The sequence below is a fragment of the Campylobacter sp. genome (assembly GCF_052170435.1).
In the GTDB taxonomy this organism is placed as follows: domain Bacteria; phylum Campylobacterota; class Campylobacteria; order Campylobacterales; family Campylobacteraceae; genus Campylobacter_A.
Map to the genome: position 1 here is coordinate 23,092 of NZ_JBQNAN010000014.1, position 24,334 is coordinate 47,425.

Here is a 24,334-nt window from a genome sequence, read left to right on the forward strand (position 1 = left end):
TCATTTTTATTCCTTGCTTTTTAAGATCATGTTGTATATCGCCGCGCCAGCAGGAACCATCGGCAGTACGTCCTCAAATCTATCCACGCGTACGTCTAGCACCGCCGTTTTACCGCAGGCCACCGCCTCTTTTAGCGCGGAGCGAAACTCGTCTTTCGTGCGGCACACGAAGCCCGTTCCGCCAAAGCCCTCTGCGATCTTCACAAAATCAGGCTGCAGGCTAAGGTCGGTCGAGGAGTAGCGCTCGCCGTAGAAAAAGGTCTGCCACTGGCGCACCATGCCTAGGAAATTGTTATTTAAGATGATGTTGATGACGGGTTTGTCGATCTCAGTGGCGGTCATCAGCTCTTGGATATTCATGAGGATCGAGCCGTCGCCGGTGAAATTTACGACCGTGCTTCCCGGCATCGCGTTTTTTGCTCCGAGGGCTGCGGGCAAACCAAAGCCCATAGTTCCCTGGCCTCCGCTAGTTATCAGCTGACGCGGTCTGTCAAACGGATAAAACTGCGCGACCCACATCTGGTGCTGGCCGACGTCGGTGGCGATCACGGCGTCTTTGCCAGATTCTTTTAAAATTTTAGCCGTTTCGCGCACGACCCACTGCGGTTTTAGGGCTTCGTCGCTGTCTTTGTAATCTAGCGGATTTAGCGCGTCATACCTGGCCAATATCTCGCGCCACGCAGTCAAATTTTGCTCGTTTACGCTTACTTTTTCCACCATCTCTTCTAGGACGCAGTTTAGATCGCCTACGATCGGGAAGTGCGCGTTTACGATCTTTGAGATCGAGCTAGGGTCGATATCGACGTGGATGATTTTGGCGTGTTTGGCAAATTCGCTTAGCTTGCCGGTCACGCGGTCGTCAAATCGCACGCCAAGCGCGATGATGAGATCAGTCTCGCTCATCGCCATATTTGCCGCGTAGCTGCCGTGCATGCCGACCATAGAGAGTAGATTTTTATCCTCGTGCGCTAGGACGCCAAGCCCCATCAGCGTCTCTACCGCTGGGATACCCGTTTTTGCGCTAAATTTACGCACGAGCTCGCTAGCGTTCGCCGCTACGACTCCGCCTCCTAGATAGAGCAGCGGGCGTTTAGCCTCGGCGATGACTTCGAGCGCCTTTTTGATCTGCTTTGCGTTGCCTTTGTAGGTCGGTTTGTATGTCGGCATCTTTATCTCGGTCGGGTAATCAAAATCCCCAACGGCTGCGGTTATGTCCTTTGGGATATCGACGTGAACGGGTCCCGGGCGTCCCGAGCGAGCGATATAAAAGGCCTCTTTTAGGATGCGCGGTAGCTCCTCGATACTGCGCACGAGGTAGTTGTGCTTCACGCACGGGCGCGAGATACCCACGGCGTCGATCTCCTGAAAGGCGTCTGTGCCGATAAGCGAGGTCGGAACTTGGCCGCTGATTAATATAAGCGGAATACTATCCGAGTATGCAGTGGCTAAACCCGTGACCGCGTTTGTAAAACCGGGGCCGCTGGTTACAAACGCCACTCCGACCTTGCCGCTAGCGCGCGCGTATCCGTCTGCTGCGTGTACGGCGGCTTGCTCGTGACGCGTCAAAACGTGCCTGAAATAACTCTGCTTGTATGTCTCGTCGTAGATGTTTAGCGCTGCGCCGCCCGGGTAACCGAAAACCGTGTCTACGCCCTCTTCGCGCAAGGCTTCCATAACCATGCGCGAGCCAGAAATACCTTTTATCATCTGTATCGCCTTTTGATAAATTTGACCCCGATTATACAGCCTTAAGGTTTAAAAAAGCGTAAAACCGGGCTTGGAATTTGGACTCGGATTTAAAAGGGCTTAAATTTGAGTAAATTTGCCAGCGAAATTTAGAAGATTCAAATTTGGATAGGCTATTAAATTTGACGTGCCGAGACCCGTGCATTTAAGATGCTAAATTTTATTTAGTTAAATTTGGCGTTATAAATTAGATTTTTTTGCATAAATCAATCTTTCTTGTTAAGGGGGAAGGGGCTTGAATTACGAAGTCGCTCCCTTCCCCCTTAACAATCCCCCAACCCCTACGACGTGATGAGTTGCTGCACTGCGTGCAGGTTCAAATTTGCGCTATCGCGCCGTATGTTTTTAAATTTGGGCTTTCAGGGTGCGGGTCTCGGCGAGTAAAATTTGTAAATTTGACTTCAAATTTGAATATAAAAAGATAAGGCGCAGTATTTTGAGATGATTTTTGGGGTTTTGAAGTTAAAATTTGACGAAGATAAGGCATGTAGCCTATCGAGTCAAATTTTAACGTTCTACTTGCAGTTGCGAGCAAAGCGAAGCAAAAATCCGCAAAAAGCACTCAAAAGACAAGCCAGCTAGCTAAGCATAAAAAAGCTTAAAAAGGCCAGATCGCCTCCATAAGCTTCGTCCCCCACGGCTTCCTCGTCGCCCTATCCACGTCGCCTTCGGTTTTATAGAGGATCTTGGCGTCGGCGATGTAGCGCGAGTCGATCTCGTTGGCGTTTGAGATGTCGTACGGGCGGATCACGCCGCTAAGCTGCATGATCTGCTTTTCGCCGTTTATGAGCAGTTCGCGCGAGCCCTCTATAAAGTAGTTGCCGTTTTCTAGCACCTTGATGATGCGCGCTGAAATCGTAGTCGTAAAGGCCTCTGCGCGCACGCTAGATCCCGCACCCGTAAATTCGTTTTTCGTGCCCGCGCTAAAGCCGATGTCGCCGGCTTTGTTTAGCTGAGTGGCTAGCGTAGATAGCGGCGCGGAGCCTGCGGTAAATATCCCTCCGCCAAGGCTTATCGTGCTGTTTTTGCTCGTGTCGTGCTTGCCGCTGGAGCTTTGGTTGGCGCGCTCGCTGATGACGACGGTTACGATGTCGTTTACGTTCATCGCCTTGCGGTCGGCAAAAAGCGGGTTGTCGCCGCGACCAAAAAGGCTGCCCGCGTTTGGTTGGTTATTGACCTGTTTGGCGGGAAGCTGCTCGACGTAAACGGGCGGTTTCATATCTATGCGAGGGTCGGCGCTAGGCAAACACCCGCTCAAAAACGCTGCTGCAAGGGCGCAAAAGTAAATATTTTTTCTCACGCTTTACCTTAAAGTGAAAATTTTACGATAAAATAAGCAAATCAAGTTCCAAAAGGAAAATTATGGCCGATTCTATCCTTGCGCTTGGCGCGAATTTTCAAGAAATTTACGAAATTATATCAACAAAATTTAAAAATGTAGCCGTTTTTGACCCCATCAACGATTTTTACGGACTAGAAAACACCCGGAAAGCTTTTGAAAACGGTAGCGAGCGGGAGTTTTTTAAAAGCGCGGTAGATGAATTTGACCGCCTAGCGGGGAGCGCTGATTTCGTACTGGTTAAGCCTGCAAAAAGCATCGCAAATATCGGCGAAATAGAGCTAAATTTGCAGATCGCTAGAAATTTAAACGTTCCGGTTTTTTGCCGCGAAAATTTGAGCTTTTTTACGCGAAACTCAAGGCTGATCGTAAGCCGAAATTTAGATGAAATTTTAAGCGTAAAGCAAGATATAATCACGCCTTTGAGGTTTGAAAATTCGCTATTTAAACTCGCCGCAAAATATAAAAAAACCGTCGTTTTGCCCGAAAGCGAAGACGAGCGGGTACTAAAAGCCAGCGAAATTTTACTAAAAAGCGGCGCGGTAAATTTGATCCTTTTGGGCGACGAAAACGAAGTCAAATTTGACGCGGAAAAGCTCGGGGTAAATTTAAGCGGCGCTAAATTTATAAATTTAGAAAAAAACGAGTACGCAGATCGCCTAACCGCCGCGCTTTTTGAAGCTCGCAAAAGCAAGGGCGTGAGCCTAGAGCAAGCCCGCGAGCTCGTGCGAGATAGAACGTATTTTGCTACGATGATGGTACAAGAAGGACTAGCCCACGCCATGGTGAGCGGCGCAAACACGACCACGGCGCACACCATCCGCCCCGCGCTTCAGATCATCAAAACCCGCCCTGATAGCCCGCTAGTTTCAAGCTCGTTTATAATGTGCTTTGCGGAGGAGATCCTCATCTACGCCGACTGCGCGATAAATCCAAATCTGGACGCCCGGCAACTAGCCCAAATCGCCCTAGCCTCGGCGGATACGGCGCGTGCGTTCGGACTGGAGCCGCGGGTAGCTATGCTAAGCTACTCTAGCGGAGATAGCGGCAGCGGGGCGGATATAGACCTGGTTAGGAGTGCGGGCGAGATAGCGCGAGGGTTAGACCCAGCCCTAAAAATCGAAGCTCCCGTGCAGTATGACGCGGCCATAGATCCGGCCGTAGCGCGCAAAAAGCTACCAAATAGCGACGTAGCGGGTCGCGCGAACGTTTTTGTATTTCCAAATTTAAACGCGGGCAATATCGGCTATAAAATCGCGCAACGAAGCGCAAACTGCGTCGCCGTCGGACCGATCTTGCAAGGTCTAAAAAAGCCCGTAAACGACCTAAGTCGCGGATGCGGCGTGGGGGACATCGTAAATACGGTCCTAATAAGCGCGATACAAGCCGCAAACGAAGGAGAAAAATAGTGAAAATTTTGGTTTTAAACTCAGGCAGCTCGTCGGTTAAATTTCAGCTTTTCGATATGGGCGATAACCGCGTCATCGCTAGCGGCCTAGTCGAAAAGATCGGCGAAGCAAGCTCCTACGCCAAGCTAAAAGACGTTAGCGCGGATAAAATTTACGAGGAGCGCGCTCCGCTAAAGGACCACCACGAGGGGCTTGAAGCGATGAGGCGGCTGTTTGCTAGCTCAAATATCCTGCATGATTTTAGCGAGCTAGACGGCATCGGACACCGCATCGTGCACGGCGGCGAGAGCTTTAGCGACTCGGCTCTAGTTACGCCTGACGTTATCGCCAAAATCGAGCAAAACTCCGTCCTAGCGCCCCTTCACAACCCGGGCCACCTAGCGGGTATAAAAAATGCTATGCAAGAAACGGACAAAAACGGAAGCGGTAAAAAGGTACCTCACGTCGTCGTTTTTGATACCGTGTTTCATCAAACTATCCCCGAGTACGCCTATCGCTACGCCCTACCCTTTGATCTTTGCAAAAGGCTACACATTCGCAGATACGGCTTTCACGGCACTTCGCACCACTACGTGACCAAAAAGGCCGCCGAGCATCTAGGCGTGCCGTACGAGAAATTTAACGCTATCTCGCTACATCTTGGCAACGGAGCCTCCGCCTGCGCCGTGCAAGGGGGCAAAAGCGTCGATACCTCGATGGGTTTAAGCCCGCTAGAAGGCCTGATAATGGGCACTAGAAGCGGCGATATGGATCCTGCGGTGCTTACATACCTTTTAAATTTAGGCGAGCTCACGGCTGAGGGCATAGACGCGTTTTTAAACAAAAAAAGCGGGCTGCTAGGCATCTGCGGCTCAAACGACATGCGCGAAGTGGTCGCCAAAATGCACGAAGGCGACGAGCGCGCACATCTGGCCTTTGAGATGTTTTGCTACCGTATAAAAAAATATATCGGCGCGTATTACGCTGTTTTGGGCCGAGTGGATGCAGTCGTTTTTACCGGCGGTATCGGCGAAAACGCCCCGTATAGCCGCGAGAAAATCTGCAACGATCTTACGCACATGGGTATCAGGATCGATCACGAGCTAAATTTCGCCGCTAGCGGCGGTATACGCGATCTAAGCGCCTCTGGCGCTACGGTAAAAACTCTCGTCGTGCCTACCAACGAGGAGCTAGAAATCGCGCTAGAAACAAAAAGGGTAATAGAAAATCTCTAAATTTGATCGCTTGAATTTGAGTTTTTTCGGCGCGTTTGCCGCAAAAACAGCTTTGATTTGGCGCTTAAAGCAAATTTGACGAGTCGCTTCTAGGACTCGTCAAATTTGATCTTAAATTTACGCTCGAAAACGGCGGCAAATTTCAAATTTACGCCGAGTCAAATTTGACTCCAAATCTACCGAATTTTAAAAATCCTCGCTCAAATTTACTCACCAGGATTTACTTTATTTTAAGCCGCGCTCGGTCAAAATTTACGTAAATTTTAATCAAAAGCGACCAAATGACCCTTTCGCAAGCATTTTTATTAACCGTAAAAAAACAAAAAGAGTGCCGAGCTAGAGTCGCAGTATCTCCGATAAGCGTTATTTTGAGCGTTGGCGTCATAGCGCTCTTTCTTATCTTCGGAAATAGATTTGATAGCGATCAGCTCTCGTCATTTGGCTTTATGATGGCGTTTTTGCTTGTTATTTCTTGTTATCTTTTTAAAATACTTAATCACATCGAAAAAGTAGAAAAAGTAAAAGAGGAATACAACGAATTTTACAAAGAGGTTTTTATCCCCGCGCTCATCAAAGATATCGACGAGAGCTTTACGTATAGCGCTTACGGCGGTATCTCGCAGAGCGAATTTAACGCGGCGGGGATTTATAGACCGAGCACGTTTTACAGCGAGGATAGCGTGCGCGGCGTATATAAGGGCGTCAAATTTAACTTGTGCGAGATTATTAGCCATGAGCGCGAATACCCTTGGACAAATAACAAATACGTCGCCGCATTTATCCTGTTAAAATATGCGTTTGATAAGTATTCGGACTTTAAAGGCAGCGTGCTAAAGTGCGAGTTTAACAAGAAATTTAACGGCAAAACGGTCGCCGTTAGCAAGGATTTTAATACTAAATTTTTAGGCGAAAAAGAGCTACTCGACGATGTCAAATTTAATGAAAATTTTAGAGTTTTTACGACGGATAAGGTGGAAGCGAGATATCTACTCACGCCTGCGTTTATGGGCAAGCTAAATATACTAAAAGCCTACAAAAACACGCTAAAATCGCCGAGTGCGGCCTTTATGGATAACAAATTTTATCTATTTTGCTTTAGCAGGAGAAATTTTTTCGAGGGGCGGCTTTTTGATAAACTAGACATCGCCGAGGCTCGCCGCGAGCAAAGATACGTGAGACAGATACTTAGCGTCATCGACGAGCTAAATTTGAGCCTAGATATTTATCGGTAAAATTTGCCGTCAAATTTGCGCGGGTTGCCTTAAAATTACTGCAAATTTGACGCCGTCCGCGACAAATTTACGCTACTTTAAATTTACCGCCAAGCGTCAAATTTAACGGCGACCCGGCTAGGCCAGGGCCGCCGCGTTAAATTTAGCCGATTTTACGGATATTTGCAGGTAGCGCCTGTCTAGCGCAGGTGCCCACTAGCCAGTCGTTTAGGCTAAATTTGCCCTTTCGCTTCGGATCTAGCAGGCCTAGTTTGTTGTGATTTACGCCCTTTTCCGCGCTTTCTAGCCAAAAGGCCGGTTTACCGTCGATAAAATGCACTCTAGCACCGAACTCATCGTGTCCAAATCCGTGCTCGAGGCTGATGACGCCGTTAGCAACGCCGTTTGTTACGAAGGCCTCGCCCGTTTGCGAGCCGTACGGCGTCGTGATCTTGACCTTATCGCCCGTTTTGATACCCTGCTCGCTCGCGATATCCTCGGCGATCCTGACGAAATTTTTTGGATGTATCGCGCGCAGCTTTGGACTAACTATCGTATAGTAGTGCTGGATGTTTGATTTTCTCGAGCTTACGAGGTATTTCCACTCTGATTTTGGGAAAAACTTTTCTAGCGGAGTGCCGTCGCTAGCCACCGCAAGAGCTAGAGTCGGAGTGCCCGGCATGTACTTGCCCGTGATAGAGTGTCTGTGTCCGCCAAGGGGCTCGTAGTAGATCGCAGCAGGCGTGGCGGCGGGTACTTTTACCGTCATTTTATCGCCCGCATAAGCGCTCTCGTAATCGTCAAATCTACCGCCCTTTGCCAGCACGTGCGCGACTTTTGCTTTTTCCTCGTCTTTTAAAAACGGCTCTAGCTTTTTCATGGTTTTTGAAATTTTGCTAAGCTTCAAGTCCTCTTTGTCGATGTCCTTCACGCCCGCTCCGTCAAAGGCCAAATTTGCCAGCGCCGCGGCGTAATACTGCTCTTTCGTATCCAGATCCATCGGCTTTCCGTTTTTGTCCTTAAAGGCGCCCTTGCCAAAACCTTTTAGTCCGAGTCTCTTTGCTACCGCGATATAAAAGGCCTCTACGTCGATCACCGTACCGTCTGCGGCGCGGTCTTGCTTGGCGGCGACGGCCGGGTAGCGCACGACGGAGGTTTTAGCTATCGTGCCCCAGAGTGAGTTTGGCAGCGCCCAGTTTTCGAGATTTACGCCGTCGGGTACGATATAGTCGGCGTAGGCGTTGGTCTCGTTCATAAAGGCGTCGATACCGATGAAAAGCGGCAAATTTTTGCTATCTTTTAGCGCGTCAAGCACCGCGACCTCGAGTCCCGCCTGTCCGTACATCACGTTTGTCATGTAGTTTATGAGCGCTTTTACCTTGTACGGGTAGCCTGCGGCGTGGCTAGTGAGCGTTTCGTTTACTAGCGGCATCGAGATAGGATACCACGGCTGCTGCGCAGGATAGCCGCTGCCGCCTGCCGCGACTTTACGCTTAAACTCAGAGCTCGTTTCGTAATACTTGCCCGAGCGGGATAAATTTAACCCGTTTGGCTTGTATGCGCCCTCGAAGCTCTCCAGATCGTATCTGCCCTTTAAAAACTCATGCGTGCCCGCGCTTGCGTTTACGTTGCCGCCCTTGTAGCCGTATGTGCCCATTAGCGTGTTTAGGCAAAATATCGCGTACGTGCTCATCGCCGCTTGCGTATGCATCATGCCGCCGTGGACGTTGGTGCTGACCTGCCTGCCGTTTTTGGTGAAATTTTCGCACAGCCAGAGGATATCGTCTACGCTCACGCCGCAAATTTTAGAGTACTCTTTGAGGCTGTGTTTGTAGGCTGACTCTTTTAGCAGTTGCATCGAGCTTTTGACCTCGACTTTTTTGCCGTTAAGTAAAATTTTGCCCTTGTAGTAGAGCTTGGCGGGTTCGTTTATCTTGTAGCTTTGGATTTTGCCACTTTGCGAGCAGACCTGCCACTCATCGCCCACGAGCGCAAATTTGCCGTAGTCTGGGTGGCCTTTTTGCGTGATGACTAGGTGTGTGGCGTTGCACCAGTGTATCTCGCCCGCTAGCTTTGCTTGCTCTAAATTTGGCTGCATGAGGTAGTTTGCGGCGTATTTTTCGTTTTCGATGATCCAGCGTATCATCGCCATAGCAAGCGCGGTGTCGGTGCCGGGTTTTATACCGATCCAGCGGCCTTTATCGGAGGCGGCGAATTTGACGGCGTTTGTTAGCGTCGGATCTACCACCGCATAGGTGAAGCCGTCGTTTGTACTTCTTGCGTGGGCGACCATTTTAGCTTGCTTTTGGAACGGATTTCCGCCGTTTGCGGGCGAGGTGCCCCAGTAGATGGTAAATTTGGAGTTTTCGTAGTCGGGCTTAGTGTGAGCAAAGCCCTTTGCGTTGTGCGCGATCTTGCCGCCGACTCTAAAGCCGCCGCCGCAGATACCGCCGTGCGAGTAGTGATTTATAGTGCCGAAAGATTTTTTTATAAAGCGATCGACGATATCCGAGCGTCCGTCGTAGAGATAAAAGCTCAAAAGCTGGTTGCGCTTGGTGCCGTATTCGGGATTTGCCTCGTCGATGAGCTCGTCTGAGAGTATAGCCCTAAGCCCGTCCACGTGCCCCTCGCCAAAAAGATCCCCTCCCTCGACGACCTCCTCGATGAGCTGCTCGAAGCTGATCTTTTTCCACTTGCCCTCGCCTCTTTTGCCCACTCGCTTAAGCGGCGATAAAATCCTAATAGGCGAAGCTATCATCTCGGGCAGAGCCGCGCCTCTAGCGCATACGGTGGCGCGCCGATCGTCCTCGCCGCTAGCGGTGGTCGCTAGTAATGCGTCGTTTATCGAGGTATTGTAGCTCGCCCAGCGCACGTTTGATAGCGGATGGTACGGGTTGCCCGTGCATCTTAGCACGCGGTCGGCTTTTTCGTCCACGTGCAGGCGTAGTCCGCACTTTGCCACGCAGCCGTGACACATAGAAAATACCACGCTATGCCCGTCGTTCATCGAAATTTTACCGTCTTTTACGCTAAATTCGGGCTGAAGCGAGCTGCCTTGCGGTTTATAGTCGTCTTTTATTTTTCCCGCGTCGTCCGCTACCGCAGCGGTCGCGCCTACGGCCGAGATCATCGCCGCGTTTTTTAGAAATTCTCGTCTTTGCATTATTTTCTCCTTACAGCGCGATCTCTTCGCTCCAGCTGATCGCTTGTTTGTAGCCTTTTTTAGCCGCCAGTTCTTTATCGTTTTTAGTCAAAATTTCGCTCACGCCGTAGTAAAAAACCTGCGGATGCGTATTTTTCGGACTATCTAGCACCATCGTCTCGTGAGCGGCTAAAAATTTTCTGATATTTGAGTTTTCGTCGTTTAGATCGCCTATTATGCGGCTTCCGCCCACACAGGTCTCCACGCACGCAGGTAGCAATCCCTCGCGCAGTCTGTGATCGCAGAAGGTGCATTTATCGACTTTGTAGGTTTGTAGGCTAAGGTATCTGGCGTGATACGGACAGGCCTCGGCGCAAAGCGCGCAGCCGATGCACTCGGCGCTATCTACTTTGACGATGCCGTTGCTTCTTTGGTGGCTCGCTCCCGTCGGACAAACGTCGATACAGGCGGGGTTTTCGCAGTGATTGCAAAGGCGCGGTAGCGAGGCGATAACGGCGCGGTTGCCGTCTTTGTCGCTAGCTTCGTACTCCGAAACGATCGTCCTAAAGGCGCCTGCTTGGACGTTGTTTTCCATAGCGCAGTTCATCGTGCACGACTGACAGCCGACGCAGCGCGTGAGGTCGATGACCATGCCGTAGCGCGGACCTTTGGTTTTTTCAAAAGTATTCGGAGCGGCCCTGAGCGCGGTCGCCGCTATAAAAACACCCGCCGCAGCGATAAAGCTACGACGCGAACCTAGCGTTGATTGCATTTTTTCTCCTTTGAATCAAAATGGTTTTGCAACTTTATCATAACTTAACTTAAATGATAATATTAATATTTTCATTAAAAGTGTTTTTCAGATTACCCCAAAATTTATTTTTTAGAAGCGTTTGGTTATAATGCTTTTCAAATTTTAATAAATTTAAGGAAAATATCTTGAAATACGTGCTTGATTGCAAGGATAGTTTTGAAAACTCGTTTATATTTTGGCTCACGAGATACGTCAAATTTAAGCTTAGCTCGCTCTCAAACAAAGAGCTTCGCGACCCAAAGGCGCTAGCAAGCGTAAATTTCGCCCTTAGCCGCGAGATAAAAAATATCGACCAGCTCGACGGCCTCGTAAAATCGGCTAGAAACGCGGGACTAACGGGCATAAATACATACTTTAATCCGCTTAAAAAGATATTCGAGACGCTCAAATTTTACGAGCTAGAGAGCCTAAAGCAGATCGACGAAGAGCTGCTAAGCGAGGTGCTAGCTAGCGTCACGGGTGGACTAAGCGACGCGAGCAAGAAAAACTACCGCATAAGCGCGATAAATTTTTTCGCATTTTTGGATAAGCAAAACGAAGAGGACGGCAAGGCGCACGTCTTTGACATCGAGCTAAAAAACTGGGGCGGCGTGGGCGGAGCGCGCGGGCAAAAGCTGCCTGAGTTTATGAGCGAGGATGAGGTCAAGAGATTTTTGGAAGCGATCGAAAACGCCGAGTTTAAAAGCAATGCCAACCGCAACAAGCTCATCATCAAAATTATTATTTTCACCGGTATCCGCGTGAGCGAGGCGCTAAACCTAAAGCGCAAAGATATAGCCGAGGACGGCGAGCTCTACGTCATAAGAATCCGCGGCAAAGGCAACAAATACCGCGTCGTCATGATCAAACGCCGCCTCATCGAAGCCCATCTAGACGCGATCGCGATAAACTATATAAATAAAGAAGGCTATCTTTTTATCAACAAAAAAGGCACGCGCCTAACGCAGGCCTACGTGAGCCGCATCGTCGAGCAGATCCTCTTTAAAGCAGGCATCCGCAAGGAAAAAAACGGCGCTCACATGCTGCGCCACACCTTTGCCACGATGCTTTACAAAAAGCAAAAAGACCTCGTGCTGGTGCAAGAAGCGCTCGGACACGCGAGCCTAAACACCTCGCGAATTTACACGCATTTTGATAGCGAAAAGCTAAAGCTCGCCGCTCAGGTAGCCGAGGAGCTAAGCGGAGAATAGGCGCTAAATTTGAGCGGTTTTGGCAAATTTGACCCGGGCGGCTAACGGCACGCGAGCTTGCTAAATTTGAAATTTAGCTAAATTTGCGAGTCAATATGTAGTTTTCAAATTTGAGTAGTCTATATATAAGATATTTGCGCAGTTAAATTTAAAGAATTTGACGGGAGAATAAAAACGGCCGCGCCTAAAACGCGACCGTAAATTTGGTTTAAATTTTAGAGATCGTTATTTTTTCTTTGTCGCTACCGATTACGATCTCGTCGCCGCTTTCAAGCTCGTCGCGCAGGATCATATCGGCTAGCGGGTCTTCCACTAGCTCGTATAGCGCGCGGCGCAAAGGTCTAGCGCCGTAAACGATGTCAAAGCCGGCACCCGCGATAAATTTCTTCGCCTCTTCGCTTAGGCTCGCCTTGATACCGCGATTTTGCAGCGTTTTTTCAAGCTCTTTAAACATTATATCTACGATTTTTATGAGCCCGTCTTCGTCAAGCGGATTAAAGATTATCGTGTCGTCAAGACGGTTTAAAAACTCGGGTTTAAAGTAGTTTTTAAGCTCGTTTTTGACCGCTTGCTCGCGCTCCTCGCCCTTTAAATCCATGATGAAATTCGACGCGATGTTAGATGTGAGGATGATGATCGTGTTTTTAAAATCGACCGTCACGCCCTTATTATCAGTCGCCCTTCCGTCGTCTAGGATGCCTAAAAGCACGTTAAACACGTCCTTGTGAGCCTTTTCTATCTCGTCAAAAAGTATGACGCTATACGGACGTCTGCGCACGGCTTCGGTTAGCTGTCCGCCCTCGTCGTAACCCACGTATCCAGGAGGCGCTCCGAGCAGGCGAGAGACGCTGTGCTTTTCCATGTATTCGCTCATATCAAAGCGTATGAGCGCGCGCTCGTCGTCAAATAAAAATTTAGCCAAAGCCTTGGCCGACTGCGTTTTACCCACACCTGTAGGCCCTAGAAACAAAAACGATCCGATCGGACGCGCGCCCTCGTTTAGGCCCGCTTTGTTTCGCTTGATAGCTCTTGCTAGCGCGTGCAGAGCGGCATCCTGACCGACGACGCTTTCGCGCAAATGCTCCTCGATCATCAGGTACTTTTGCTTTTCGCTAGTTAGCATTTTGCTGACTGAAATTCCCGTCCATTTGCTTAATATTTCAGCCACCAGCTCCTCATCGACCTGATTTTTGAGCAGCACGCCTGATTTTTTCATCTCGTCCCATTTTTTTTCGAGCTCTTTTTGGCGGTTGGCCGCTTCTAAAATTTTGCCGTATTCTATCTCGGCTGCGCGCTGCAAGTCGCCGTTTCTGCGCGCTATCTCGGCCTCGCTTTTTAGGCTATCTATCTCCTTTTTAGCTTTTGAGATACCGCCGAAAACCGCCTTTTCATTTTCAAATTTACCGTCAAGGGCGTGCTTTTGCTCGTTTAGATCGGCGATCTCTTTTTCTATTTCGGCTAGACGAGCGGCGTTTTTAGCCTCGTCTTCCATTTTTAGCGCCTCTTTTTCGACTTGCAGCGTTACGATCTCGCGCTTGATGCGGGCTAGTTCGTACGGCTCGCTTTCTATCTGCATTTTTAGCTCGGCTGCGGCCTCGTCGATGAGATCGATCGCTTTATCTGGCAAAAAGCGGTTTGAGATGTAGCGGTCGCTTAGCTTTGCCGCCGCTACCAGCGCGCTATCGGTGATCGTCACGCCGTGATGCACCTCGAGGCGCTCTTTTATACCGCGTAAAATTTGAAGCGCTTCGTTTACGCTAGGCTCTTTTACGTCGATAGGCTGAAAGCGGCGTTGCAGTGCGGCGTCTTTTTCGAAATACTTGCGGTACTCTTTTAGCGTCGTAGCGCCCACGGCGTGCAGCTCGCCTCTAGCAAGCGCGGGTTTTAGGATATTTGCCGCGTCCATGCTGCCTTCGCTAGCTCCAGCGCCCACGATAGTATGGATCTCGTCGATAAAGAGGATGATATTTCCGGCGCTTTTTACCTCGTTTATGACGGCTTTTAGCCTGTCTTCAAATTCGCCGCGGTATTTTGCGCCAGCGATTAGCGCGCTCATATCGAGTGCTACTACGCGTTTGTTTGCTAGGCTAGTCGGTACGTCTTTTGCCACGATTTTTTGCGCTAGACCCTCGACGATAGCGGTTTTACCAACGCCCGGCTCGCCTAATAAAATAGGATTATTCTTGCTCTTTCTTATTAAAATTTGCATCATGCGCGTGATCTCTTCGTCGCGCCCGATAACCGGATCAAGCTCCTTGTTTAGTGCCTTTGCGGTTAGATCGATGCCGTATTTTTCGAGACTATCTAGCGTCTCGTCGCTGGTTTGGCTGTCTATCTTGCGCCCTGCTCTTATACTTTCTAAATTTTTACGGATTTCTAAAACGTCGGTAAATTTGCCTAAAATTTGCTTGATCTCAGGTAGCTCAAGCGCCGAGATAATCCACGTATCCACCGCGATATAGCTATCCCCTAGGCTCACCATCAGAGCTTTTGCGCTTTCAAGAGAGTTTATGAGCTCCTTTGAAATTTGCACGTTTTCTTTGGTCACGTTTGAGCTTGTAGGTAACTGCGCGGCTTTGCTTTTTACTTCAAGTTCCACCGCGTCCTTGCCGACGTTCATTTTATTAAAGACTTGGTTGAGTAGCGAGCCGCTATCTGCGACCTGAGCCCAAAGCAAGTGAAGCGGAAACGTTTGCGGATTTTTCGCATGTATCGCTAGCGCGACGCCCTTTTCTACCAGCTCTTGCATTTGTGCGGTTAAATTTTCGCCTAAATTCGCCATTTTTTCTCCTTTAGTTTATATTGAGCGTATTATATAACTTTAGTCGATTATTGTCAAGTTATCTAAGTGATACAATATAAATACTTACGAAATAAAATTAAATTTTATTAAATCTTTTATCCTATTTTTAGGCAAATTTAACTAAAATAGCCCCACTTAAAAAGGCAGGAGATTAACTTTGAATAAAAAAAAGATGTTTTTGTTTTCGAGCGTTGCGGGCGCGATGATTTTCGGAGCGGTTTTTAGCGCAAATTTAAATGCTAAAGCCACCGAGGACGGCTCAAATTCTAAATTACAATCGCTCTCAAAACTTACAAAAACCATTTCTACTATCGAAAAATATTATGTTGATGATTTACAGTTTAAAGAGATCGTGGATAAAGCCATAGAGGGGCTTTTAAACAACCTCGACGCGCATTCCGGATTTTTAAACGAAAAGGCGTTTAAAGATATGCAAGTGCAGACAAACGGGGAATTCGGCGGCCTTGGCATCACGGTCGGTATGAAAGATGGCGCGCTAACCGTCATCTCGCCTATCGAAAATACGCCTGCGGATAAAGCCGGCATAAAAAGCGGCGACATCATCCTTCGCATCGACGGAAACGCGACTCTAGGCACTACCATAGACGAAGCGGTAAATAAAATGCGCGGCAAACCAAAGACGCCTATCACGATAACTATCGTGCGAAAAGGCGAGCAAAAACCGTTTGACGTCAAGCTCGTGCGCGACATCATCTCGGTCGAGTCCGTTTACGCAAAGATGATCGAAAAAGACAACATCCTCTATCTTCGCGTGACGAATTTTGACAAGCACGTAACCGAAAAGGCCGAGGAATTTATCAAAAAATACCCAAAAGCGGAAGGTATCGTACTAGACCTTCGAAATAACCCGGGCGGACTTTTAAACCAAGCGGTCGGACTAACGAATTTGTTTATAGATAGCGGCGTGATCGTATCTCAAAAGGGTAGAAACGAGAGCGAAAATAGCGAATTTAAAGCCGCAAGAGCAAATAAGATCACAAATTTGCCGCTTGCGGTGCTAGTTAACGGCGGAAGCGCGAGCGCGAGCGAGATCGTGAGTGGTTCGCTACAAGACCATAAACGAGCCGTCGTTATCGGCGAAAAGACGTTCGGCAAAGGCAGCGTGCAGATCATCCTTCCAGTCGATGACAAAGAGGCTATTCGTCTAACGATAGCTCGCTACTATCTGCCTAGCGGCCGCACCATACAAGCAACGGGCGTGGAGCCTGATATCATAGTATTTCCGGGCAAAGTGCCTCAGCAGGACGAAAATGCGTTTTCTATAAAGGAGAGCGAACTAAAAAAACATCTAACCAACGAACTAAGTAAAATCGACGGCAACGGCGATAAAAACGCGACCAAAACCGCCGACAACAAAAAGATAATAACCGAGGCTAACGTAAACGACGATATACAGCTAAAATCGGCGATTGACGCGATCAAAATTTTACAGCTAAAATAAGGAGTGCAAAAATGCAAAAAAAAGAGCTGATCTACGAAGGCAAGGGAAAAAAGATGTTCGCAACGGACGATGCGGACTTGCTAATAGCGGAATTTAAAGACGATCTAACCGCCTTTGATGCGCAAAAAAGAGGCAATGAAGCGGGCAAAGGCGCGTTAAATAACAAAATTTCGACGCAACTTTTTCATCTTTTAAAAGAAAAAGGTATCCCGACCCACCTGGTCGAAACCCTAAGCGACACCGAACAGCTCGTGAAAAAATGCGAAATCATCCCGCTTGAAGTGGTCGTGAGAAACATCGCAACCGGCTCGCTAACAAAGCGCCTTGCGATAAAAGAAGGTACGGTTTTGTCGTTTCCATTGGTAGAGTTTTACTACAAAAACGACGACCTGCACGATCCGCTCGTAAACGACGAACACTGCCTAATCATGGGCTTAGTTAAGAGCGAAAACGACCTTGACAGACTAAAACACATGGGCCGCGAGATAAACGCTATCCTCTTTAAATTTTTCGCAGATAGAAACTTAAAATTAGTCGATTTTAAAGTCGAATTCGGCGTCGATAAGGACGGAAATATCCTGCTAGCAGACGAGATCAGTCCGGATAGTTGCCGCTTTTGGGACGCGACTACGAACGAAAAACTCGATAAAGATAGATTCCGTCAGGATCTTGGCAACGTAAAAGTCGCCTACGAAGAAGTTTTAAAAAGAATTTTATCTAAGGTTTAAAATGAAAGCTATCATCAACGTATCCCTAAAAAACGGCGTTTTAGATCCGCAAGGAAAGGCTGTTGAGCACGCGCTCGGATCGCTTGGATTTAACAACGTAAGCGGCGTACGAATAGGCAAACAAATCGTGCTGGATATAAACGCCGCAAGCAAAGACGAAGCGCGCAAGGAGCTCACCAAAATGTGCGAGGAACTACTCGCAAACACCGTCATCGAGGACTACGAGATAAATTTGAACGATAAATGCGAGAGCGCAAAATGAAAGTCGCCATCGTTTTGTTTCCAGGCACGAACTGCGAGCAAGATACAAAGTACGCTTTTGAGCTTTTGGGGTGCCAGACGCAGATAATCTGGCACAAAGAAAGCGAGATAAATGCCGATCTAATCGTACTTCCGGGCGGATTTAGCTACGGCGATTACCTGCGCACGGCGGCTATCGCTAAATTTAGTCCCGCGATGAGCGCAGTCGTAAAACACGCCCAAAAAGGCGGATACGTGCTTGGAATTTGCAACGGCTTTCAGATGCTGTGCGAGCTAAAACTGCTTGCAGGCGCGATGAGACGAAACGAAAATTTGAGCTTTATCTCAAAATACCACTATCTAAAGGTGGTCTCAAACGCAAATAAATTTCTCTCAAATTTGAGCGTCGGCGAGGTCGTAAACATCCCGATCGCTCACGGCGAGGGTAACTTTTACGCCGATGAGGCGACGCTAAAAGGCCTCTACGATAACGATCAGGTGTTGCTAAAATACTGCGACGCAAACGGCGCCACCCTAAATCCAAACGGCTCGGTCGATGCAATAGCGGGAATTTGCGATAAGAGTAAAAAGATATTCGGCCTCATGCCTCACCCCGAGCGCGCCTGCGAGAAGTTTTTGGGCACGGATGATGGACTAAAGATGCTAAAAGGGCTAGTTTGCTAAAGCCCTTTTTAGCCTTTTTTACTATATTTGTTTTAGCTTGCGGAGCCACCGAGCCTAGCGTGTTTGACATGATGGGCGACGAGCAAAGTCAAAAAGTAATCAAGCCCGCTCCGCAAACGCCCGCGCAAAAGCCAAATTTACAAAACAAAGCGCCAAGCGCTCAAAATAGAACTCCGAGCCAGACGCAAAGCACGACCACTCAAAACAGAACTCCCGTAGCTCAAAGCCAAGTCTCAAGCAACCAGGGCGGCACGCATCTGCGCCAGCCTATCCCGCAAAATATCGCGCCAACCAACGAGCCAGAGTTAAATTTAAAAGACAGCCAGCTCTACGAGCGCGTGCAGCCAAACGACATCATAATCAAGGCCTTAAACGCGCCGAAGCAAGTCTACGTCGGACAAATTTTTAGCTTTACGCTCTCGGTCGATATCCAGGATAACATCGCGGTTGATTTGCAAACCATATTGCCCGAAACCGAAAACCTAAAATGGCTAAGCTCAAATTTGCGCTGGGATAACGACGGCAAAGGGGTTTATAAAGCTCAAATTTACGCCGAGGCCTCCGCCGAGGCCGTGAAAAATCCAAAAATCACTGTAAATTTAAAGCGCAACGGCGAGTTTTTCCAGACGGCGAATTTAACGCTTTCGCTACCTAAAATTGTAGCGCTAAAAAGCGGCGAGAAATACAACCACGTCGTCGCCCAAAATCTCGAAGTCAAAAAATACAAAACCAATAAATTCGACGATAAAAATCTCATCATGATCGTCGAAGTAAATGCGCAAAAAGGCAATATTGCGGATTTTTTCATCGAGGATAAGGACATCATCAAGCAAGGCGTGGACTCCACAAGCGGCGAATTTGACGCGCAAAGCGGATATTATTTTGCGATATTTTCGCCTGAAAAAACCTCGATAGATTTTAACTACTTTAGCCTTGCTAAAAAAGATTTCGTGAGCTTTTCGTTCCCGGTAGTCGTAGAAGACGACGAGATCAGCACGCAAATCGGACTAAATCCAAAGCAAAGCAAATTTGAAATTTACAAAAATATCGGAGTTTATGCGCTTTTCGGTATATTTTTGATCACGTTTTTATTTAAGCGCGATACGATATTCCTAGTGGTCGTAGTCGGCCTTGGAGCTTATATCCTTTACAGCTACAACCCGTTTGGCGGCGCGACGCTAAGGCAAAATATAAACGTAAAAATTTTACCTACGCAAAACTCAAGCGTATTTTATACCTCAAAAGCGGAGGAAAAAGTCGAGATCCTCGGCGAACGCGAGGACTACGTCAAAATTTTACTAGACGACGGCAAGATAGGCTGGGTTAAAAAAGATGATATTTTCTAGGATAAAGGCCGCGTATTTCGCGGTCGAGTTTCTGATCAGTATACTTTTGGTCGTGTTTTTTATGTGGCTTTTTAAAAAGCATATCCACGCCGTGAGGAAATTTTGGGGCAGGAGTCAGCGATTTTTCGGTTTTTATTCGCTCGAAGTCGTCGGCAAATTCGACGACCGCGCAAATATGATCATCATGAACCACCAAAGTATGCTAGATATCGTCGTTTTAGAGGAGGTCTATCCTAAAAATCTCTGCTGGATCGCCAAAAAAGAGATTGCCGACCTGCCCGTCATCGGACAGATCATCCACGTGCCGCAAATGATCTCGGTCGAGCGCGAGAACAAACGCTCGCTCATCAAGCTCGTAAAGGACGCGCAAGACCGCGTCGAAAAGGGGCGCGTACTGGCGATTTTCCCCGAGGGAACGCGCTCGCACTCAAAGGAGCTTTTGCCGTTTAAAGGTGGTGCGAAAATCATCGCCGACAAGCTAAATCTAAAAATCCAGCCCATTGTGATCACGGGTTCAGACATCTTGGATGTGAAAAATTTTAGCTTTAAAAACGGCAAAATCAAAATAATCTGCCTAGATCTCATCGACACCGCCGAGCCAGAGTGGTTGGAAAACGCAAGAGCTAAAATGCAAGAAACGCTCGACAACGAGAGGCAAAAAGCGGCGATTTAAAGCGTTGCTTTATCGTAAATTTTGCCGCACGCGTAAATTTGACGAACTTTTCAGCTAAAATTTGAACCAAATTTACCGCGAGCAAATTTAGCCCTTAAATCCGCTAGTCAAATTTGACCGCCCCCGTAAAAGCCGTAAATTTAGGAGGATTTATGAAAAAATACGCCGTTATATTTATGGTTTTAGCTCAAATTTTATTTGCATCAAATTTGCCGGAGCCTCGTTTTGAGATTTTTTATGACGAAAACGCTACGAGCAAGCAAATAGACGCGGGGCTTGATCAAATTTTGGAGTTTTTATCGCAAAACCCGCACCGCGTAAACGAGGAATACGGCGAATTTAACGACCGTCTTTTTTCGCCGTTTATCTATAACGTAAAAATCATGAAAACGGGTAAATTCGACTTTGAACGCATAGAAAAGGCACTCAAATTTAAGCCGGGTCTCAACTATAAATTTATGATTTTCACCCCTCTTGATGCGGTTATAGCGCTTGGTATAAATCCTAACGGCAAATATAAATTCGATCAAAAAGAAGCGATACGCCTCATCGACCTACTCATAGCAAACGGTACTAATATCGGCTCGCCCGAGCTTTTGCGAACGGCTTGCAATGCCGAGGCGTTTGAGATTTTTAGCCACCTTCTTAGCAAAGGCGCGCGCGGCGACAAAGAAACGATGCTTTGCGTGGCCGGCGGGATAGCTATTTTTATGGGTCAAAACGGCGCTTCGCCGATCGCAAACGCTCCGCTTGATCCAAAAATAAGGCAGTTTGCAAAAACCGCAAAATTTGCAGAGTTTTACCGCGATAAAATGCGCTACCTCGAGGAGCTGCTAAAATTTAAACCGCTTAGCGAATTTGAGACTAAAGAGCTGGAAATTTTTGCAAAACTAGCCACGATCCTAGATAGCGAGGATATGGTTAAGTTTCTGCTAAAAAACGGCATTTGCAAAGATGAAAAGCTACAAACCTCGTGCGAAAATCTTAAAAAGCACGCGACCCGCTACGACGCAAAAGAGAGCCTAAAGCTGATAAACGAAGTTAGATAGCATAACGCGGTAAGCAAGCGGCATGAAGCTAAAATTTAAGGACAAATTTAAACAAGACGGCCGAGTTAAATTTGCCGCTTCAAATTTAGACTACTGGATTTGGACTCAAATTTTACCGCGGCGTATGTAAATTTAAGTATAGATGATGAAAATTTCTTTTCGATTTTTGCCGCTCGACCTACTCTTTTTATTTGTGCCGCTTTTTGCGCTAGATCAAGACGAAGCGGTCAAGGTTTGCGAGCAGCCAAAATCCGTGCCTGATTTTAGGGTTTTCTACGACGAAAACGCTACGAGCGAGCAGATAGACGCGGGGCTTGATCAAATTTTGGATTTTTTACGGCAAAACCCGCACCGCGTAAACGACGAGCTGGACGAGTATTGCGACCGCCCTTTTACGCCTTTTATCTTTAATGCCAAGATGCACAATGTCGGCGAAATCGACTTTGGGCGGATAGAAAAAGCGCTCAAATTTAAGCCCGATCTAAACTACAAAACCGTTATTGCCAGCCCTATTTGCAACGCCGCTTTGCTACCGATGCCGCTTCCCTCAGGACAAAAGTCCAAGCTTAGCGAAGCTGACGTCATCCGCCTCGTAAAGCTACTGGTTAGGCATGGAGCGGACTCGAATGACAAATTTGTTTTAGGCTGCATTTACGGCGCGGACGGCTTTGGGATTTTTAAAGAGCTGCTTGGCATGAACGCCGATATGAGCGAGATAGCGCTGCAAATCGCGGTCGATATGCGCTCCTTTGCTCATGAAAACGGCGCTACTTTAAAGTTTGGCGAGGTCGTAAATTTAAAGGCGGCGCGGCTTGGAAAAAGCGCGAAATTTATAGAGTTTTACCGCGAGAAAATGAGATATTTCGAGGAGTTTTTGAAATTTAAAAGCTTAAAAGAGATTAACAAAGGCGGGCTTAGATTTTTTATAGAGACGAATTTGGCGCTTGATAACGCTATGGCGATAGAATTTTTATTAAAAAACGGACTTTGCGAGCTGGCGGGCGAGTGTGAGTTTTTGAGAAAAAAGGCGAAAATTTACGGTGCGACGGAAGTTTTGAAGCTTAAATTTTAGTCGCCTTTAAAAACTCGGCAACAAAATTTAAAAACCCAAATCCTAAATTTGACAGAATTTACCGTCCAAGCAAACGTCAAATTTTAGCCTCAACCGCGAGTCAAATTTGAGAAACAAATTTTAGATTTGTTGATAGTAATCGTATCAAGTTTAAAGATATTCTTAGCACCTTGTGCTATAATCTGCTAAAAATTTTAAAAACAAAGGACGAAAAATGAGTGAAAAATTTGAATTTCAAACCGAGGTAAACGAGCTGTTAAATTTGATGATACACTCGCTTTACTCGAACAAAGAGATATTTTTGCGCGAGCTCATCTCAAACGCAAGCGACGCGCTGGATAAGCTAAACTATCTCTGCCTCACGGATGATGCTTACAAAAGTCTAAGCTACTCCCCGCGAATCGATATTAAAATAGATAAAGAAAAAAAGACGCTAACGATCAGCGATAACGGCATCGGCATGGACAAAAACGAGCTGATAAACAACCTCGGCACCATCGCTAGAAGCGGTACGAAGGGCTTTTTGGACAAGCTAAGCGGCCAAGCTAAAAAAGATAGCGCGCTCATTGGACAGTTTGGCGTCGGGTTTTATTCGGCGTTTATGGTTGCGGATAAGATCGAAGTCGTGAGCAAAAAGGCGCTTGGCGATGAGGCCTTCATGTGGAGCTCGGATGCGAAAACCTACGAAATCTCGCCCGCGCAAAAAGATAGCCACGGCACCTCGATCACGCTTTATCTAAAAGATGACGAGTTTGCCGAGTCCTACCGCATAGAAAACATCGTCAAAAAATACTCTAACCACATCCCGTATCCGATATTTGCGGATAAAGAAGAGTACGTAGCGCCTAAAGATGGCGAAAAAGAGGGCTCGTACGAGACCAAAAACGTGCAGATAAATAAAGCCTCGGCGCTCTGGAAAATGAGTAAAAGCGCGCTAAAAGACGCCGACTATAACGACTTTTACAAACAAATCTCGCACGATAGCGAGGATCCGTTACTTTACGTGCATACCAAAGCCGAGGGCAAGATCGAGTACACTACCTTATTTTTTGTGCCGGCGTCAGAGCCCTTTGATCTATTTCGCGTGGATTATCAAAGCGGCGTGAAACTCTACGTCAAAAGCGTATTTATCAGCGACGACGCCAAAGAGATGCTGCCGCCTTATCTTAGATTCATCCGCGGCATAATCGACGTTGAAGACCTACCGCTAAACGTAAGCCGCGAAATCCTACAAGAAAACAGCATAATGCGTAGCGTAAGGGAGCAAAGCGTCAAGAAAATCCTGGGCGAACTAGCTAAGCTGAAAGAAAAAGATAGAGAAAAATACATCAAATTTTATAAAATATTCGGTAAGGTGATCAAGGAGGGGCTTTACGGATTTAGCAGCGAAAAGGAGCAAATTTTAGACCTTTGCCTCTTTAAATCAAGCAAGCGCGAGGGATTAGTCAGCCTAAAAGAGTACAAAGACGCGATGAAAGACGGTCAAAAATCGATCTACTACATCAGCGGAAATAACGAAACAATGCTAAGAAATTCGCCGCTTTTAGAGAGCTTTAAAGCTGAAGGGATAGAAGTACTTATCATGGACGAGGAGATAGACTCTATCGTCATGCCGATGGTCCAAGACTACGACAAAACGCCGATAAAAGCGGTAAATCACACCGATATCGACGCCGAGATCAAGTCTGAAAAAGACGAAGCCGACGAGGGTAAATTCGCCGCGCTGCTAGCTAAGATGAAAGAGATACTAAAAGACGAGGTCAAGGACGTGAAGCTAAGCTCGCGCCTAAGCCAAAGCCCCGCCGTCATCGTTTACGACAAAAACGATCCGGACTACGCTACGCAGATGATGCTAAAGCAGATGGGGCATAATGCGGGTAAAATTTTGCCGATACTGGAGATAAATCCAAAGCACGAGCTCTTTGAAAAGCTATCTCAAAACGAGGCGATGATCTATGATGCGGCGGAGCTACTTTTGGATATGGCTAAGCTAAACGAAGGCGTCGCGATCGACGATCCGTCGGCATTTAGTAAAAAGCTAACCAAAATCTTGCTAAAAGCGATCTAAATTTAAGCCTTTTTTGGCTTAAATTTTATTTTCGGTTCGGCGGCGGAGTTAAATTTGCCGCCGAGTTTTTTCAAAATCTCACTCAAATCTGCATAGCAAAATCCGCTCGTCATACCCTTAAATTTACGGCGTCAAATTTGACCT

The 24,334-nt window shown here is 47.3% G+C and carries 18 protein-coding genes; 13 read left to right on the plus strand and 5 right to left on the minus strand.

Annotation, left to right across the window (positions count from 1 at the left end; all coding sequences use genetic code 11):
* Positions 1 to 6: 6 nt before the first annotated feature.
* Both ACTTJF_RS06720 and flgH read right to left on the minus strand, forming a co-directional pair.
* Entirely contained in the window at positions 7 to 1,707 is a 1,701-nt protein-coding gene (locus ACTTJF_RS06720) for an acetolactate synthase large subunit (protein WP_442551299.1), read from the minus strand.
* Between the two features lie 637 nt (positions 1,708 to 2,344).
* The gene (gene flgH / locus ACTTJF_RS06725; RefSeq protein WP_122873899.1) at positions 2,345 to 3,046 is read right to left on the minus strand and encodes a flagellar basal body L-ring protein FlgH; all 702 of its coding nucleotides are present in this window, start codon (positions 3,044 to 3,046) and stop codon (positions 2,345 to 2,347) included.
* Between the two features lie 62 nt (positions 3,047 to 3,108).
* Between flgH and pta the strand changes: the two genes are divergently transcribed.
* The 3 genes from pta to ACTTJF_RS06740 all read left to right on the plus strand — a co-directional run bounded on the left by pta (position 3,109) and on the right by ACTTJF_RS06740 (position 6,940).
* Positions 3,109 to 4,494 carry a phosphate acetyltransferase gene (gene pta, locus ACTTJF_RS06730; RefSeq protein ID WP_442551300.1) on the plus strand — a complete coding sequence of 462 codons (1,386 nt, stop codon included), beginning with the start codon at positions 3,109 to 3,111 and terminating at the stop codon, positions 4,492 to 4,494.
* On the plus strand, positions 4,494 to 5,708 hold the full coding sequence (locus tag ACTTJF_RS06735; protein WP_442551301.1) for an acetate kinase: 1,215 nt from the start codon (positions 4,494 to 4,496) through the stop codon (positions 5,706 to 5,708). The genes pta and ACTTJF_RS06735 overlap by 1 nt, the downstream gene beginning before the upstream one ends.
* A 281-nt stretch (positions 5,709 to 5,989) precedes the next feature.
* A complete protein-coding gene (locus ACTTJF_RS06740; protein ID WP_442551302.1) occupies positions 5,990 to 6,940 on the plus strand; it encodes a DUF3137 domain-containing protein in 951 nt (316 codons plus the stop codon).
* 142 nt (positions 6,941 to 7,082) lie between these two features.
* On the opposite strand, the gene ACTTJF_RS06745 is transcribed toward ACTTJF_RS06740, so the two are convergent.
* Positions 7,083 to 10,082 carry a molybdopterin-dependent oxidoreductase gene (locus tag ACTTJF_RS06745; protein ID WP_442551303.1) on the minus strand — a complete coding sequence of 1,000 codons (3,000 nt, stop codon included), beginning with the start codon at positions 10,080 to 10,082 and terminating at the stop codon, positions 7,083 to 7,085.
* Between the two features lie 10 nt (positions 10,083 to 10,092).
* A complete protein-coding gene (gene dsrO, locus ACTTJF_RS06750; protein ID WP_442551304.1) occupies positions 10,093 to 10,833 on the minus strand; it encodes a sulfate reduction electron transfer complex DsrMKJOP subunit DsrO in 741 nt (246 codons plus the stop codon).
* A 167-nt stretch (positions 10,834 to 11,000) separates the two neighbouring features.
* Here dsrO and ACTTJF_RS06755 point away from each other — a divergent pair, with 167 nt between their 5' ends.
* Positions 11,001 to 12,065, plus strand: coding sequence for a tyrosine-type recombinase/integrase (locus ACTTJF_RS06755; protein ID WP_442551305.1), 1,065 nt, complete (start codon positions 11,001 to 11,003; stop codon positions 12,063 to 12,065).
* A gap of 208 nt (positions 12,066 to 12,273) precedes the next feature.
* On the opposite strand, the gene ACTTJF_RS06760 is transcribed toward ACTTJF_RS06755, so the two are convergent.
* Complete coding sequence (locus tag ACTTJF_RS06760) at positions 12,274 to 14,847, minus strand: ATP-dependent Clp protease ATP-binding subunit (protein WP_442551306.1); 2,574 nt, start codon at positions 14,845 to 14,847, stop codon at positions 12,274 to 12,276.
* 193 nt (positions 14,848 to 15,040) lie between these two features.
* Here ACTTJF_RS06760 and ACTTJF_RS06765 point away from each other — a divergent pair, with 193 nt between their 5' ends.
* The 9 genes from ACTTJF_RS06765 (at position 15,041) to htpG (ending at position 24,190) form a co-directional block, all read left to right on the plus strand.
* Complete coding sequence (locus ACTTJF_RS06765) at positions 15,041 to 16,330, plus strand: S41 family peptidase (RefSeq protein WP_442551320.1); 1,290 nt, start codon at positions 15,041 to 15,043, stop codon at positions 16,328 to 16,330.
* 11 nt (positions 16,331 to 16,341) lie between these two features.
* A complete protein-coding gene (gene purC, locus ACTTJF_RS06770; protein WP_185898834.1) occupies positions 16,342 to 17,058 on the plus strand; it encodes a phosphoribosylaminoimidazolesuccinocarboxamide synthase in 717 nt (238 codons plus the stop codon).
* A gap of 1 nt (position 17,059) precedes the next feature.
* Positions 17,060 to 17,320: a phosphoribosylformylglycinamidine synthase subunit PurS gene (purS, locus tag ACTTJF_RS06775; RefSeq protein WP_295146912.1), complete on the plus strand. Its 261-nt coding sequence runs from the start codon at positions 17,060 to 17,062 to the stop codon at positions 17,318 to 17,320.
* Complete coding sequence (gene purQ, locus ACTTJF_RS06780; protein WP_442551307.1) at positions 17,317 to 17,982, plus strand: phosphoribosylformylglycinamidine synthase subunit PurQ; 666 nt, start codon at positions 17,317 to 17,319, stop codon at positions 17,980 to 17,982. Before purS ends, purQ begins: the two co-directional genes overlap by 4 nt.
* A complete protein-coding gene (locus ACTTJF_RS06785) occupies positions 17,976 to 19,328 on the plus strand; it encodes an SH3 domain-containing protein (RefSeq protein ID WP_442551308.1) in 1,353 nt (450 codons plus the stop codon). Before purQ ends, ACTTJF_RS06785 begins: the two co-directional genes overlap by 7 nt.
* Positions 19,315 to 20,001 carry a lysophospholipid acyltransferase family protein gene (locus ACTTJF_RS06790; RefSeq protein WP_442551309.1) on the plus strand — a complete coding sequence of 229 codons (687 nt, stop codon included), beginning with the start codon at positions 19,315 to 19,317 and terminating at the stop codon, positions 19,999 to 20,001. The genes ACTTJF_RS06785 and ACTTJF_RS06790 overlap by 14 nt, the downstream gene beginning before the upstream one ends.
* Positions 20,002 to 20,153: 152 nt before the next feature.
* The gene (locus ACTTJF_RS06795; RefSeq protein WP_442551310.1) at positions 20,154 to 21,050 is read left to right on the plus strand and encodes a hypothetical protein; all 897 of its coding nucleotides are present in this window, start codon (positions 20,154 to 20,156) and stop codon (positions 21,048 to 21,050) included.
* Between the two features lie 145 nt (positions 21,051 to 21,195).
* Positions 21,196 to 22,122, plus strand: a complete 927-nt coding sequence (locus ACTTJF_RS06800) for a hypothetical protein (RefSeq protein ID WP_442551311.1) — start codon at positions 21,196 to 21,198, stop codon at positions 22,120 to 22,122.
* 214 nt (positions 22,123 to 22,336) lie between these two features.
* Positions 22,337 to 24,190, plus strand: coding sequence for a molecular chaperone HtpG (htpG, locus tag ACTTJF_RS06805; RefSeq protein ID WP_442551312.1), 1,854 nt, complete (start codon positions 22,337 to 22,339; stop codon positions 24,188 to 24,190).
* The last annotated feature ends 144 nt before the right edge of the window (positions 24,191 to 24,334 follow it).

Excerpts from the sequence above, each read along its gene's own strand:
- ACTTJF_RS06720 (WP_442551299.1), bottom strand. The coding sequence starts at position 1,707 with ATGATAAAAGGTATTTCTGGCTCGCGCATGGTTATGGAAGCCTTGCGC.
- pta (WP_442551300.1), top strand. The coding sequence starts at position 3,109 with ATGGCCGATTCTATCCTTGCGCTTGGCGCGAATTTTCAAGAAATTTAC.
- ACTTJF_RS06740 (WP_442551302.1), top strand. The coding sequence starts at position 5,990 with ATGACCCTTTCGCAAGCATTTTTATTAACCGTAAAAAAACAAAAAGAG.
- ACTTJF_RS06745 (WP_442551303.1), bottom strand. The coding sequence starts at position 10,082 with ATGCAAAGACGAGAATTTCTAAAAAACGCGGCGATGATCTCGGCCGTA.
- dsrO (WP_442551304.1), bottom strand. The coding sequence starts at position 10,833 with ATGCAATCAACGCTAGGTTCGCGTCGTAGCTTTATCGCTGCGGCGGGT.
- ACTTJF_RS06760 (WP_442551306.1), bottom strand. The coding sequence starts at position 14,847 with ATGGCGAATTTAGGCGAAAATTTAACCGCACAAATGCAAGAGCTGGTA.
- ACTTJF_RS06765 (WP_442551320.1), top strand. The coding sequence starts at position 15,041 with ATGTTTTTGTTTTCGAGCGTTGCGGGCGCGATGATTTTCGGAGCGGTT.
- purC (WP_185898834.1), top strand. The coding sequence starts at position 16,342 with ATGCAAAAAAAAGAGCTGATCTACGAAGGCAAGGGAAAAAAGATGTTC.
- purS (WP_295146912.1), top strand. The coding sequence starts at position 17,060 with ATGAAAGCTATCATCAACGTATCCCTAAAAAACGGCGTTTTAGATCCG.
- purQ (WP_442551307.1), top strand. The coding sequence starts at position 17,317 with ATGAAAGTCGCCATCGTTTTGTTTCCAGGCACGAACTGCGAGCAAGAT.
- ACTTJF_RS06790 (WP_442551309.1), top strand. The coding sequence starts at position 19,315 with ATGATATTTTCTAGGATAAAGGCCGCGTATTTCGCGGTCGAGTTTCTG.
- ACTTJF_RS06795 (WP_442551310.1), top strand. The coding sequence starts at position 20,154 with ATGAAAAAATACGCCGTTATATTTATGGTTTTAGCTCAAATTTTATTT.
- ACTTJF_RS06800 (WP_442551311.1), top strand. The coding sequence starts at position 21,196 with ATGAAAATTTCTTTTCGATTTTTGCCGCTCGACCTACTCTTTTTATTT.
- htpG (WP_442551312.1), top strand. The coding sequence starts at position 22,337 with ATGAGTGAAAAATTTGAATTTCAAACCGAGGTAAACGAGCTGTTAAAT.